General features: G+C 68.9%; 14 protein-coding genes. 13 read left to right on the top strand and 1 reads right to left on the bottom strand.

Annotated elements, in window-relative coordinates; all coding sequences use genetic code 11:
* Positions 1-12 precede the first annotated feature (12 nt).
* Entirely contained in the window at positions 13-633 is a 621-nt protein-coding gene (locus tag ACHAA3_RS06340) for a TetR/AcrR family transcriptional regulator (protein ID WP_435708103.1), read from the top strand.
* 70 nt (positions 634-703) lie between these two features.
* Here ACHAA3_RS06340 and ACHAA3_RS06335 read toward each other — a convergent pair whose 3' ends face one another.
* A complete protein-coding gene (locus ACHAA3_RS06335; protein WP_435708102.1) occupies positions 704-1,240 on the bottom strand; it encodes an inorganic diphosphatase in 537 nt (178 codons plus the stop codon).
* Positions 1,241-1,274: 34 nt separating this feature from the next.
* Here ACHAA3_RS06335 and dacB point away from each other — a divergent pair, with 34 nt between their 5' ends.
* From dacB to ACHAA3_RS06275, 12 genes are all read left to right on the top strand, one after another.
* Positions 1,275-2,690 (top strand): D-alanyl-D-alanine carboxypeptidase/D-alanyl-D-alanine endopeptidase, encoded by a 1,416-nt coding sequence (dacB, locus tag ACHAA3_RS06330; protein ID WP_435708101.1) that lies wholly within the window; start codon positions 1,275-1,277, stop codon positions 2,688-2,690.
* 43 nt (positions 2,691-2,733) lie between these two features.
* A complete protein-coding gene (locus ACHAA3_RS06325; protein ID WP_435708100.1) occupies positions 2,734-3,789 on the top strand; it encodes a zinc-dependent metalloprotease in 1,056 nt (351 codons plus the stop codon).
* 16 nt (positions 3,790-3,805) lie between these two features.
* On the top strand, positions 3,806-4,756 hold the full coding sequence (tilS, locus tag ACHAA3_RS06320; RefSeq protein WP_435708099.1) for a tRNA lysidine(34) synthetase TilS: 951 nt from the start codon (positions 3,806-3,808) through the stop codon (positions 4,754-4,756).
* A gap of 84 nt (positions 4,757-4,840) precedes the next feature.
* A complete protein-coding gene (gene hpt / locus ACHAA3_RS06315; protein ID WP_435708098.1) occupies positions 4,841-5,398 on the top strand; it encodes a hypoxanthine phosphoribosyltransferase in 558 nt (185 codons plus the stop codon).
* 87 nt (positions 5,399-5,485) lie between these two features.
* Complete coding sequence (ftsH, locus tag ACHAA3_RS06310) at positions 5,486-7,510, top strand: ATP-dependent zinc metalloprotease FtsH (RefSeq protein WP_435708096.1); 2,025 nt, start codon at positions 5,486-5,488, stop codon at positions 7,508-7,510.
* Entirely contained in the window at positions 7,507-8,073 is a 567-nt protein-coding gene (gene folE / locus ACHAA3_RS06305) for a GTP cyclohydrolase I FolE (RefSeq protein WP_435708095.1), read from the top strand. Before ftsH ends, folE begins: the two co-directional genes overlap by 4 nt.
* Before the next feature lie 69 nt (positions 8,074-8,142).
* A complete protein-coding gene (gene folP / locus ACHAA3_RS06300; RefSeq protein WP_435708225.1) occupies positions 8,143-8,952 on the top strand; it encodes a dihydropteroate synthase in 810 nt (269 codons plus the stop codon).
* The gene (locus ACHAA3_RS06295) at positions 8,945-9,445 is read left to right on the top strand and encodes a nuclear transport factor 2 family protein (protein WP_435708094.1); all 501 of its coding nucleotides are present in this window, start codon (positions 8,945-8,947) and stop codon (positions 9,443-9,445) included. Before folP ends, ACHAA3_RS06295 begins: the two co-directional genes overlap by 8 nt.
* 1 nt (position 9,446) lies before the next feature.
* Positions 9,447-9,824 carry a dihydroneopterin aldolase gene (folB, locus tag ACHAA3_RS06290; protein WP_435708093.1) on the top strand — a complete coding sequence of 126 codons (378 nt, stop codon included), beginning with the start codon at positions 9,447-9,449 and terminating at the stop codon, positions 9,822-9,824.
* A complete protein-coding gene (folK, locus tag ACHAA3_RS06285; RefSeq protein WP_435708092.1) occupies positions 9,821-10,384 on the top strand; it encodes a 2-amino-4-hydroxy-6-hydroxymethyldihydropteridine diphosphokinase in 564 nt (187 codons plus the stop codon). The genes folB and folK overlap by 4 nt, the downstream gene beginning before the upstream one ends.
* Positions 10,385-10,411: 27 nt before the next feature.
* Positions 10,412-10,888 carry a DUF3180 domain-containing protein gene (locus ACHAA3_RS06280; protein ID WP_435708091.1) on the top strand — a complete coding sequence of 159 codons (477 nt, stop codon included), beginning with the start codon at positions 10,412-10,414 and terminating at the stop codon, positions 10,886-10,888.
* A gap of 252 nt (positions 10,889-11,140) precedes the next feature.
* Positions 11,141-11,764 (top strand): hypothetical protein, encoded by a 624-nt coding sequence (locus tag ACHAA3_RS06275; RefSeq protein ID WP_435708090.1) that lies wholly within the window; start codon positions 11,141-11,143, stop codon positions 11,762-11,764.
* The last annotated feature ends 21 nt before the right edge of the window (positions 11,765-11,785 follow it).

The raw sequence follows: 11,785 nt of genomic DNA, 5'->3' as shown, positions 1-11,785 counted from the left end.
AGGCAACCAGACATGACGAACGAAACAGTGGTCCCCGAGCGAGTGACCCGAGCGCAGCGGCAGGCCCAGACCCGGGGCAGGCTGATCGACGTCGCGCGCTCGATGTTCCTCGACGACGGTTACGCCGCGACCTCTCTGGACAAGGTGGCGGTACGCGCAGGGTTCTCCAAGGGGGCCGTGTACTCGAACTTCGCCGGCAAGGAAGAGTTGTGCATGGCGGTGCTCGACGCGATCCACGGCGATCAGATCAATGGCGTGGTCGAGGTGTTCTCAGGGCCGGGGGGACTCTCGGACCACATCGAGGCCTTCGCCCTGTGGGCACGCGACGGCTTGAGCCAGCCACGCTGGACCGCCCTGGAGACCGAGTTCGGTGCGATCGCCCGCCACAGCACCTGGGTGGCGGACTCGTTGCGCACCCGGCACCGCGAGATCCGAGCGGCCATCGAGCACCTGATCCGCGAGGTCTCCGCAGCCGAGGATCTGCGCCTTCCCATGCCGGCCGATCGCGCCGCCACGGCACTGCTCAGCATGGGCATCGGGCTCGGCGCCCTGCGCTCGATCGATCACGACGTCGACGTCACCGTGTTCGCCGAGGCCATGCGTGCGCTCCTGCGGGAGCCGCAGGACATCTGATCGCAGGGCAACTGATCCTGGGACGTGCTGATCCGGGGCCAGTCCCGCGTGGGGACGGCCCCGGAGGTGGTCAGTAGCCGCCGTTGTCCTTGAAGCGGTCGAAGCTCGCCTGGATCTCGGCCTCGGCCTCGACCCGACCGGTCCACGAGGATCCCTCGACCGACTTGCCGGGCTCCAGGTCCTTGTAGACGGTGAAGAAGTGCTCGATCTCGAGACGATCGAACTCGGGCACGTGGTGGATGTCGCGCAGGTGCTCCTGGCGCGGGTCCGTGGCGGGCACGCACAAGACCTTGTCGTCGCCGCCGGCCTCGTCGGTCATGCGGAACATGCCGATGGTGCGGCAGGTGATGACGCAGCCGGGGAACGTGGGCGACGGCAGGAGCACGAGAGCGTCGAGCGGATCGCTGTCCATCCCGAGACTGTTGTCGATGAACCCGTAGTCCGCGGGGTACTGGGTCGCGGTGAACAAGGTGCGGTCGAGTCGGATGCGGTGCGAGGAATGGTCGACCTCGTACTTGTTCCGCTCACCCTTGGGAATCTCCACGGTGACGTCGAAGATCACGTCTGCCTCCTGAGGCCGGTTGGTGCTCCAGCTGACGACGGACACAGATGTCAGTGAAGGGATCTATAGTCTGGCGCACATGAAGCGACAGCGCGGGAGCAGGGTGCGCAGGGCCGCTCGTCGACTCCTCGTGCTGGTCGTCGCCGTCGCGGTCCTCGGTGGCGTCGCCGTGGTGGGTCGACTCGCCTGGCTGGACGGCCGCCTCAACTCCGTCATCTGCGACGGGCCCTGCGGGCCGGAGTTCATTGCCGCTCCCGACGGCCTCGTGCAGTCCACTCCGGCCGCACGCGCCGTCTCCTCGGCGCCTGACCTCACACCGGTCGACCCCGATGCCGTGCTCGAGGCGGTCGCACCGGCGCTCGATGACGACGCGCTCGGCCGGCAGGTCGGATTTGCGGCCGGGGGCACGCAACCTGGTGATCGGATCGCCAGCGCCGGCGACGGCATCCTCGTGCCCGCCTCGACCACCAAGGTGCTGACCGCCGTGGCTGCTCTGGACCTGATGCCCCCACAGTCGCGTTTCACCACGACGGTGGTCGACGGGGGCGACGACCGGGTGGTCCTGGTCGGTGGGGGAGATCCCTACCTGACCGCGCGGCGCGACGGCAGCTCCTCGGTGGTCCAGCGCGCCGACCTCGTGACGCTGGCAGATCGAACGGCCGCCTCGCTGCAGCGTGCCGGGCGCGACGCGGTGACGGTCGAGTTCGATGACGGCCTGTTCACCGGACCGTCGGCCAGCCCCGGGTGGGAGTCCGACTACGTGTCCGGCCAGATCGTCACGCCGATCAGCGCGCTGTGGGTCGACACCGGCATCTCCCGGGGCGTGCGCACCAGTGCTCCTGCCGAGGCAGCAGCCGAGCAGTTCGCCGACCTGCTGAGGTCCCGCGACATCGACGTCGCCGACGGTGTGGATCGGGTCGAGGCGCCCGACGGTGCCACGACCCTCGGCGCGGTGCGCAGCGCCACGGTCGCGCAGATCGTCGAGACGCTGATCGCGCGCAGTGACAACGAGGCCGCCGAGGTCATGCTGCGTCACACCGCGATCGCGGCCGGCAACCCCGCCACGTTCGCCGGCGGCGCCGAGGCGGTCGCCACGTCGCTGAGTCGTCTGGGCGTCGACACCGAGGGCCTGCAGCTATTCGATGGCAGCGGGTTGTCGCGCAGCAATCAGGTCAGCCCCGCCACGCTCGTGGGTGCAGTGCGCAGTGCGCTGGACACGCCCGGGCTCGCGGCGGCGGTCGACAATCTGCCGCTCAGTGGAGTCAGCGGCACGCTCGACGACCGCTTCGACGACGACGATGCGGGCCTGGTGCGGGCCAAGACCGGCACGCTGACCGGCATCCACTCGCTCGCCGGCTATGCGTTGGACGCCGACGGGCGTCCTGTGGCGTTCGCGATCATGGCCGATCGCGCCCCTCGCGACGGCTTCGCCGCGACCCGGGAGGCGATCGAGGACGTGGCAGCCGTGATCGCCTCCTGCTCGTGCGGCACGTGATCGTGCCGAACGTCGTCGGGCCGGTACGCCGTACCGTGGGCGCATGATCGACTGGAAGCTGGCGCAGGCCACCGCGACCCGGCTCGCGCGACCCGGACCGGACCTGTCCGGCGCCGAGATCGCCGAGGCCGTCGCCGAGCTGCGCGCCGGCGCCGAACGTTCCGAGGCGCCGGTGCGCGAGTTCACCGGGCTGCACGCGACCCACGCGCTGGGCGCTCCCTCGCCGGTGGTGGTCGTCGACCGCCCGCGCTGGGTCGAGGCCAACCTCTCCACCTTCCAGGTGATGATGGATCCGGTCAACGCCAAGCTGGTGGAGGCCGGTCGGGCTCCGACGGGCCTGTCTCGCTCGATCGGCGAGAAGGTCAGCGGCGCCGAGCTCGGTGCCCTGATGTCGTTCATGTCGAGCAAGGTGCTGGGGCAGTTCGACCCGTTCTGGACCGGTCCGCACGGTGAGGGCGGACGTCTGTTGCTGGTCGCCCCCAACATCGTCACGGTCGAGCGTCAGCTGGACGTCGACCCGCACGACTTCCGCCTCTGGGTCTGCCTCCACGAGGAGACCCACCGGGTGCAGTTCACGGGCGTGCCGTGGCTGCGCGAACACCTGCGGAGCCTGCTCGATGAGTTCGTCGACGCCACCGACCTCGACTCCCAGGCCATGTCGCAGATGCTGCAGCACGCCCTGTCCGAGGCCGTCAAGGTCGCCAAGGGCGATCCGGAGGCGTCGCTGGCCTCGATGTTCCAGAACGAGCGGCAGCAGCAGATCGTCGACCAGATGACCGGCGTCATGTCGTTGCTGGAGGGCCACGCGGACGTGGTGATGGACGATGTCGGCCCCGAGGTCATCCCCACCGTGGCGAACATCCGGCGCAAGTTCACGCAGCGCCGCCAGGGATCGGGTGGTGTCGATCGACTGATCCGGCGCCTGCTCGGCCTCGAGGCCAAGATGCGTCAGTACCGCGACGGTGCGATCTTCGTGCGGCACGCGATCGACACCGTCGGCATGGACGGCTTCAGCGCCGTGTGGTCCGAGCCGGCGAATCTGCCCACCCGCTCGGAGATCCTCGAGCCGTCCACCTGGGTCTCCCGGGTGCACGCCTGAGGTCGTAGGTCCAGCGATGGGCGGTGCTCTCGATCCGGTCGTCGCCGCGGCACGCTCGGTGGTTCGTGCCGAGCTGGCCGATCTCGCTCCGGGCAGCCACGTGGTCGTCGGAGTCTCCGGCGGTGCTGACTCGTTGGCCCTCGCGGCCGTCGTCGAGTTCGTCGCCCGATCCGCTGGGCTCCAGGCCACTGGCATCGTCGTCGATCACGGGTTGCAGCCCGGATCCCGCGGTGTCGCTCTTCGTGCCGTGGCGCAGCTCGAGGATCTCGGCCTGGGCGCGCGGATCGAGACGGTCGCCGTCGGGACGGTGGGAGGGCCGGAGGCCGCGGCCCGCTCGGCCCGGCTGGAGGCATTGACCCATGAAGGTCCCGACGCCGTGCTGCTGGCGCACACCCGCGACGACCAGGCCGAGACCGTGCTGCTGGGACTGGGGCGGGGATCGGGGCCCCGGTCGATCGCCGGCATGCGACCACGCAGCGGAGTGCTGCGTCGGCCCTTCCTGCGGTTGTCGCGGGCAGACACAGAACACATCTGCACGGCTCACGACCTGCGGTGGTGGACCGACCCGCACAACGCCGATCCGGCCTTCCGCCGCTCGCGACTGCGCACCGAGGTGCTTCCACTGCTCGAGGACGTGCTCGGCGGTGGAGCAGCCGCAGCCCTGGCGCGCACGGCGGACCAGGTGCGCGCCGACAACGACCACCTCGACGACCTCGCTGCTGCGATCCGCACCGATGTGGCCGCCGACCTGGCCGACCTGCCGCCTGCGTTGCGCACCCGGGTGCTGCGTCGGGCCGCACTCGACGCCGGTGCCCGGCCTGACGAGCTCTCCGCCCACCACGTGGCCGAGCTCGACCGTCTGGTCACCGCCTGGCACGGCCAGGCCCGTGTCGAGCTCCCCGGCGCCGTCAGCTGTCGCCGCGTCGATGGCCGCCTCGAGTTCACCCCCACGCCTGCTCGCCCGTGACGGGAGCAGGCGAGAGATCGGGCGCGTCGAGTTCGGCTCGCCTGCGAGGGATGCGGGCGCGGACCCGTGTGGCAGGCTGAGTGCGTGGATCAACGACACGTCGAGGGTGACCTCGTGCTGGATGAAACCCTCTTCACCGAGGAAGAGATCCTGGCGCGGCTCAAGGAGCTGGCCGCCGAGATCGAGCGCGACTACGCCGGCCGCGACATTCTGCTGGTCGGTGTGCTGCGCGGCGCGGTGATGGTGATGGCCGATCTGGCCCGCAGCTTGGACCGTCACGTCGAGATGGACTGGATGGCGGTGTCCTCGTACGGCTCGGGCACCAAGTCGTCCGGGGTGGTCCGCATCCTGAAGGATCTCGACACCGACGTCTCGGGTCGCGACGTGCTGATCGTCGAGGACATCATCGACACCGGCCTGACCCTGTCGTGGCTGATCACCAACCTGCGATCGCGCGGCCCGGCCTCGGTCGAGATCGCCACGCTGCTGCGCAAGCCCGATGCCGTGCAGACCGAGATCGACGTCAAGTACGTCGGCTTCGACATCCCCAACGCGTTCGTCGTCGGCTATGGTCTCGACTTCTCCGAGAAGTATCGCAACCTGCGCTGCATCGGCACGCTCGCTCCGCACGTCTATTCCTGACCCCCACAGGGTGATGAACCACCCTGTACCGTCGGAAACCCCACCAGCACAAGGAGGAGTGGACCTCATCCACGCCCGCCCATGAACATGAAACGTCTTGTGAAGGGCCCCTGGCTCTGGATCGTGGTCATCGCCATCGTGGTGCTGACCGTCATCAACCTGTCCTCCGGTGCTGATGGCTTCAAGGAGGTCAAGACCGCGACCATGGTCGGGTACCTCGATCAGGGCAAGGTCGACGAGGTCACCTTCGTCGACGGTGACCAGGAGATTCGCGCCACGCTCGCGGACGGCACCGAGGTGAAGTCACGATTCCTGCTGGGTCAGGGTGAGGCGCTGATCGACGACGCCGAGGCGCTCCTCGCGGACAAGAAGATCAAGTCCTTCAACGTCGAGGTCGCCTCCGGCACCACGCTCGGCGGGGTGCTGCTGTCGATCATCCCGTTCATCTTGTTCATCGCCATCTTCTTGTTCATCCTCAGCCGCATGCAGGGCGGAGGAGCCGGCGTCATGAAGTTCGCCAAGTCCAAGGCGAAGCTGATGACCAAGGACACTCCGCAGACGTCGTTCGCCGATGTCGCGGGCTGCGACGAGGCCATCGAGGAGCTCGGCGAGATCAAGGAGTTCCTCGCCGAGCCCGCCAAGTTCCAGGCCGTCGGCGCCAAGATCCCCAAGGGCGTCCTGCTGTACGGCCCTCCCGGTACGGGCAAGACGCTGCTGGCCCGCGCCGTGGCTGGCGAGGCCGGCGTGCCGTTCTACTCGATCTCGGGCTCTGACTTCGTCGAGATGTTCGTCGGCGTCGGCGCCAGCCGGGTGAGGGACCTGTTCGAACAGGCCAAGGAAAACGCGCCGGCCATTGTCTTCATCGACGAGATCGATGCCGTCGGACGGCACCGCGGCACCGGCATGGGAGGCGGCCACGACGAGCGCGAGCAGACCCTCAACCAGCTGCTGGTCGAGATGGACGGATTCGACGTCCGCGGTGGCGTCATCCTCATCGCCGCCACCAACCGCCCCGACGTCCTCGATCCCGCTCTGCTGCGCCCGGGTCGTTTCGACCGCCAGATCGGTGTCGACGCACCCGACCTGGCGGGCCGCACCCAGATTCTCAAGGTTCACGCCCGCGGCAAGCCGATCGGGCCGGGCGTCGACCTGGAGGCCGTCGGTCGTCGCACCCCGGGATTCAGCGGCGCCGACCTGGCCAACGTGCTGAACGAGGCCGCGCTGCTGACCGCGCGCAACGGCGAGAAGGTCATCGACGATACATCGCTGGACGAGGCGATCGATCGGGTCATGTCCGGCCCGCAGCGCCGCAGCCGCCTGATGAACGAGAAGGAACGGCTCATCACGGCGTACCACGAGGGCGGCCACGCGCTGGTCGCGGCTGCGCTGCCCCAGAGCGACCCGGTGCACAAGATCACGATCATGCCGCGAGGTCGCGCCTTGGGCTACACGATGGTGCTGCCCGACGAGGACAAGTACAGCCAGACCCGCGCCGAGCTGCTCGACAAGCTGGCGTACATGCTCGGCGGTCGTGCAGCCGAGGAGCTGGTGTTCCACGACCCGACCACGGGTGCGGGCAACGACATCGAAAAGGCCACCAGCGTCGCGCGCGCCATGGTCACGCAGTACGGCATGACCGAACGACTCGGCGCCGTCCAGCTGGGCGAGACCGAGGGCCAGCCCTTCCTGGGCCGCGACCTCGGACACACGCGCAACTACTCCGAGTCGGTCGCCGCGATCGTCGACGAGGAGATCAACCGGCTGATCACCGTCGCGCACCAGGAGGCCTTCGACATCCTGGCCGACAACCGCGATGTGCTCGACGCGCTGGTGCTGGAGCTGATGGACAAGGAGACCCTCGACAAGGCCGAGGTCGCCCGCATCTTCGAACCGCTGCGTCGCCGCGAGATCCGACCGGCCTGGACTGGCTCGGACACCCGCATGCCGTCGACCGTGCCTCCGGTCGTGGGTGCCGCGGCCCGCAACAACTCCAGCTCCAACGGCCAGAACGGCACGCCGATGGTCATCGGTCCCGACAGTGGCTCGGATGCACCACCTCCGGCCGGACCCGACGTCCACGGCACTGGCACCCCCGAGGGGGACCAGCCTTGAGCGTCGACCTGCCACGTGCCGAGGCTGCGATCCGCGAGCTGCTGATCGCGGTCGGGGAGGACCCGGATCGCGAAGGTCTGCTTGACACCCCCATGCGGGTCGCGAAGTCCTACGACGAGCTCCTGGCCGGTCTGGACCAGAGCCCCGCGGACGTGCTGAACGCCGAGTTCGACGTCGGCCATTCCGAGCTCGTGCTGGTCAAGGACATCGAGTTGTGGTCGCTGTGCGAGCACCACCTGGTGCCGTTCTTCGGCGTGGCGCACGTCGGGTACATCCCGGCCGAGGGCGGGCGGGTCACCGGCCTGTCCAAGCTGGGCCGTCTGGTCGATGTGTACGCCCGACGACCTCAGGTGCAGGAACGACTCACCACGCAGATCGCCGAGGCGCTGGTCGACATCTTGCATCCGCGGGGCGTGATCGTGGTGCTCGAGGCCGAGCACCTCTGCATGGCCATGCGGGGCGTCCGCAAGGGCGGTGCCAAGACCGTCACGAGCGCCGTGCGTGGGCAGCTGCGGGATCCGGCGACCCGAGCCGAGGCCATGGGCCTCATCACGTCCCGCTGAGCGTGGTGGGTCGTGAGTGACGTGGTCGTGCGCGGACTGGATTTCCTCGCCGCGGACCGCACCCTGGTCATGGGGGTCGTGAACGTGACCCCCGATTCCTTCTCCGACGGCGGCCGCTGGTTCGATGCCGACACTGCGGTCCGCCACGGCGTCTCCCTGGCCGAGTCCGGCGCCGACCTGGTCGACGTGGGCGGAGAGTCCACCAGGCCCGGCGCGTTGCGCGTCGATGCTGACGAGGAACGGCGTCGGGTGCTGCCGGTCGTGCGCGGACTCGTGTCCGAGGGGGTCGCGGTGTCGGTCGACACCATGAGAGCGGACCTCGCGAGCGACGCGCTGCAGGCAGGAGCGGTCCTGGTCAACGACGTGTCCGGCGGCCGCGCCGACCCGCAGATGCTGGCGGCTGTCGCTGCCGCTGATGCGTCCGTGGTGCTGATGCACTGGCGCGAGCACTCGGCCCAGATGGACCAGCGCACCACGTACGACGACCTGGTCGGCGACGTCGTGCGCGAGCTCGGCGAGCAGGTGGACGCCGCGGTCGCCGCCGGTGTCGACCCCGCCCGCATCGTCGTCGATCCCGGTCTGGGCTTCAGCAAGACCGGCGACCAGAACTGGACCGTGCTGGCCCACCTCGACGCCTTCGCAGCACTGGGTCGCCCGCTGCTGGTGGCCGCGAGCCGCAAACGCTTCCTCGGTGAGCTGCTGGCGCGCGACGGGGTGCAGCGACCGGTCGGCGAGCGTGAGCACGCCACCGCGGCCGTCAGCGCCCTGTGCGCGCAGGCGGGGGTGTGGTGCGTGCGGGTGCACGACCCGGCTGCTTCCGTGGATGCCGTGCGCGTGGCCGCCCGCATCCGGCGCGAGACCGGTGAGCACGATGGCTGACGGGGCCGCGGACTCGGTCCTGACCGCGCACCGCGCGCTCTACGACGCAGTGGAGGCCGGCGACGCCGATCTCATGACGGCGCTGTGGAGCGACGACCCCGAGACGTCGTGCGTGCACCCCGGTGCGCCGATCCTGCACGGCACGTCCGAGATCGTGCGCTCGTGGCTGGTGCTGATGGCGCAGATCGGATACATCCAGTTCTTCCTGACCGACATCGAGATCACGACGCTGCCGCTCGGCTCGGCCGAGCCCGACACCGCCGTCGTCACCTGCACCGAGAGCATCTTGACCAATGCCCCGTCGGTCGACGAGGACGCCGAGCCCGGCCCGTCCGATCCCACCTCGTTCGGGGCGGCGACAGCGCAGAGCACGAGCATCCTGGTGCGGCACGGCGAGTCCGGGTCGGCCAGTGCTGGATCGGCGGGGGACTGGACCTTCTGGTTGCGGCACGCCTCACCGGTGGTGCCACCCGAGGACATCGAGGAGTACTGACATGACCATTCCCGACGGCCTGGACCGCATCGACCTACGTGGCGTGGAGGCGCGCGGCCACCACGGGCTGTTCGAGCGCGAGCGCCGTGACGGGCAGGTCTTCGTCGCTGACGTGAGCCTGGGCCTCGACCTCGGGCCGGCGGCGCGCGAGCACGATCTGACGCTCTCGGTCGACTATGGCTCGCTCGCGCAGGGTGTCCACGACATCATCGTGGGCGAGCCCGTGGACCTTATTGAGACGGTGGCGCTGCGTATGGTGGACTTGTGCTTGGCCGCGCCGTCAGTCCGATGGGTTAGCGTGACCGTGCACAAACCCCAAGCGCCCATCGCGGTGACATTCCACGATGTCGCCGTCACGATAGAGCGGAGCACTCAGTGACCGAAGCGCCCACCCCGTACGAGCTGGACGCCGACACGATGACCGGTGGCATGCGACCCATCCGGCAGGCGGTGATCGCCATCGGTTCCAACCTGGGCGATCGCTTCGATCGGCTCCAAGGGGCGGTGTCCGCACTCGAGGACACCCCCGAGGTCACGGTCGTGAGCATCTCGTCGGTCTATGAGACGACCGCCGAGGGCACTGCGCAGGGCACCGACGACTTCCTCAACGCCGTCGTGCTCATCGACACCACGTTGACGGTCCACACGCTGCTGGACCGCGCGCTGGCCATCGAGGACGCGTTCGGTCGCGACCGGTCCGAGGCCAATGCAGCACGCACACTCGACGTCGACCTGATCGTGGTGGGCGACCGCGTGGCGGCCGACGACCAGCTGGTGCTGCCGCACCCGCGTGCGCACCTGCGCGGATTCGTTCTCGTTCCGTGGTTGGAGATCGACGACGAGGGCGAGATCCCGGGTCAGGGCTTTGTCGCCGACATCATCGGTTCGGTCGACATCACCGACGTCACCAAGCGCGAGGACCTCGAGATCATCTTGTGACGATCGCCTCGTGATCGGAGCACGCCCATGAACCGCATGCGCCGCACCTCGCTGCTGTGGGTCGTGGGTGCGACCGCGGTCGGACTCATCATCGGTCGTCTGACGCCTCCGTTGATCGTGCGCCTCGGTGGCGCAGTTCCTCAGGTGTCCTGGCTCGCGGCCGCTCTCCTGGCCTTCGCGGCCGTCGTGATGGGCGTGCTGGCGTGGAACACCTGGCAGAGCCTGCATCGCAAGAGTCGCCGCATGACCTCCCAGTACGGCATCACGATGGTGTCGCTGGCCAAGTCAGGAGCGGCCGTCGCCACGTTGGTGGGAGGCTTCTACGCCGGCTTCGCGCTCGCGTACCTCGATGCCCTCGACGTGGCGCTGGCTCGCGAGCGCGCGCTGCACTCCGGCGTGGCCGCCGCAGCCTGCGTGGTTCTGCTGATCACGTCGTTGCTGCTGGAGCGGGCCTGCATCGCTCCCGGTGACGACGAGGAGGAGACCGTCGCAGACCCGGCCTGAACCTGCACCGCTGGAACCAGTGAGAAGAAGTCGCCCACGAGGGCTGCGTCCGCGCGCGTCGCGACGGCGGTGAGCGTCGTCGCCGGCGTGTGCGTGAGCCCCCGGGCTTCGCGGCCGACCTCGCCCCGGATGGCGTGAGGGTCCTCACACGACGATCCCTTGAACGACCCGCTGTCGGCTGGTCAGTGTGGGGGCCGTGGCCGACCAAGGCCGCACAGCACCTCCGAACCCAACCCTCTGGAGGAACGATCTATGCGTAGGAATCTGACCAGGACACTCGCCGCCAGCACCCTCAGCGCGACTCTCGTCGTCGCAGGTGGTGCAGGCGCCGCCCAGGCAAGCTCCAACGACGACGGTGGCGACACCTCGAGCACCCAGACCAACGACACCGACACCGACATCTCGGACTCGGGCAACATCGGACTGTCGGAGCTGTTCGGCCTCGCTGACCTCTTCGATGGTCCCGTCGTGAGCGCGGACGGCAACCAGATCGGCAGCAACAACGACCCGAACGTCTCGGACAACGGCAACGTCTCGGACAACGGAACCGTCGCCGACAGTGGCAACGTCTCCGAGAGCGGCAACGGAAACGGGACCGCCTCGGACAGTGGCAACGGCAACGGAACTGCTTCGGACAGCGGCAACGGCAACGGAACCGTTTCGGACAACGGCAATGGAAGCGGTAACGGCAACGGAACCGCTTCGGACAACGGCAACGGCACCGAGGTCGACGGCTCGCAGTCCGACAGCAGCCAGACCGACGAGTCCACCACGGACGACTCCGACAACAGCGAGACCGACAACAGCTCGTCGGACGACGACAACGACGTTGACGTCGACAACGAGGGCGGCCTGCTCGGCAACCTGCTCAACTGAGCGTCCTCTCACTCGTGTGAC

The organism is Aeromicrobium sp. CF3.5, assembly GCF_051262695.1.
Taxonomy (GTDB): domain Bacteria; phylum Actinomycetota; class Actinomycetes; order Propionibacteriales; family Nocardioidaceae; genus Aeromicrobium.
Note: the sequence above shows the minus strand (reverse complement) of the source record. Positions and strands in the feature narration are given on the sequence as shown.

What these genes read in the sequence shown, in the direction of transcription:
- ACHAA3_RS06295 (WP_435708094.1), top strand. Translation starts at nt 8,945, where the DNA reads ATGGCTGACGGGGCCGCGGACTCGGTCCTGACCGCGCACCGCGCGCTC.
- ACHAA3_RS06325 (WP_435708100.1), top strand. Translation starts at nt 2,734, where the DNA reads ATGATCGACTGGAAGCTGGCGCAGGCCACCGCGACCCGGCTCGCGCGA.
- folB (WP_435708093.1), top strand. Translation starts at nt 9,447, where the DNA reads ATGACCATTCCCGACGGCCTGGACCGCATCGACCTACGTGGCGTGGAG.
- ACHAA3_RS06275 (WP_435708090.1), top strand. Translation starts at nt 11,141, where the DNA reads ATGCGTAGGAATCTGACCAGGACACTCGCCGCCAGCACCCTCAGCGCG.
- tilS (WP_435708099.1), top strand. Translation starts at nt 3,806, where the DNA reads ATGGGCGGTGCTCTCGATCCGGTCGTCGCCGCGGCACGCTCGGTGGTT.
- dacB (WP_435708101.1), top strand. Translation starts at nt 1,275, where the DNA reads ATGAAGCGACAGCGCGGGAGCAGGGTGCGCAGGGCCGCTCGTCGACTC.
- ftsH (WP_435708096.1), top strand. Translation starts at nt 5,486, where the DNA reads ATGAAACGTCTTGTGAAGGGCCCCTGGCTCTGGATCGTGGTCATCGCC.
- ACHAA3_RS06280 (WP_435708091.1), top strand. Translation starts at nt 10,412, where the DNA reads ATGAACCGCATGCGCCGCACCTCGCTGCTGTGGGTCGTGGGTGCGACC.
- ACHAA3_RS06340 (WP_435708103.1), top strand. Translation starts at nt 13, where the DNA reads ATGACGAACGAAACAGTGGTCCCCGAGCGAGTGACCCGAGCGCAGCGG.
- folP (WP_435708225.1), top strand. Translation starts at nt 8,143, where the DNA reads ATGGGGGTCGTGAACGTGACCCCCGATTCCTTCTCCGACGGCGGCCGC.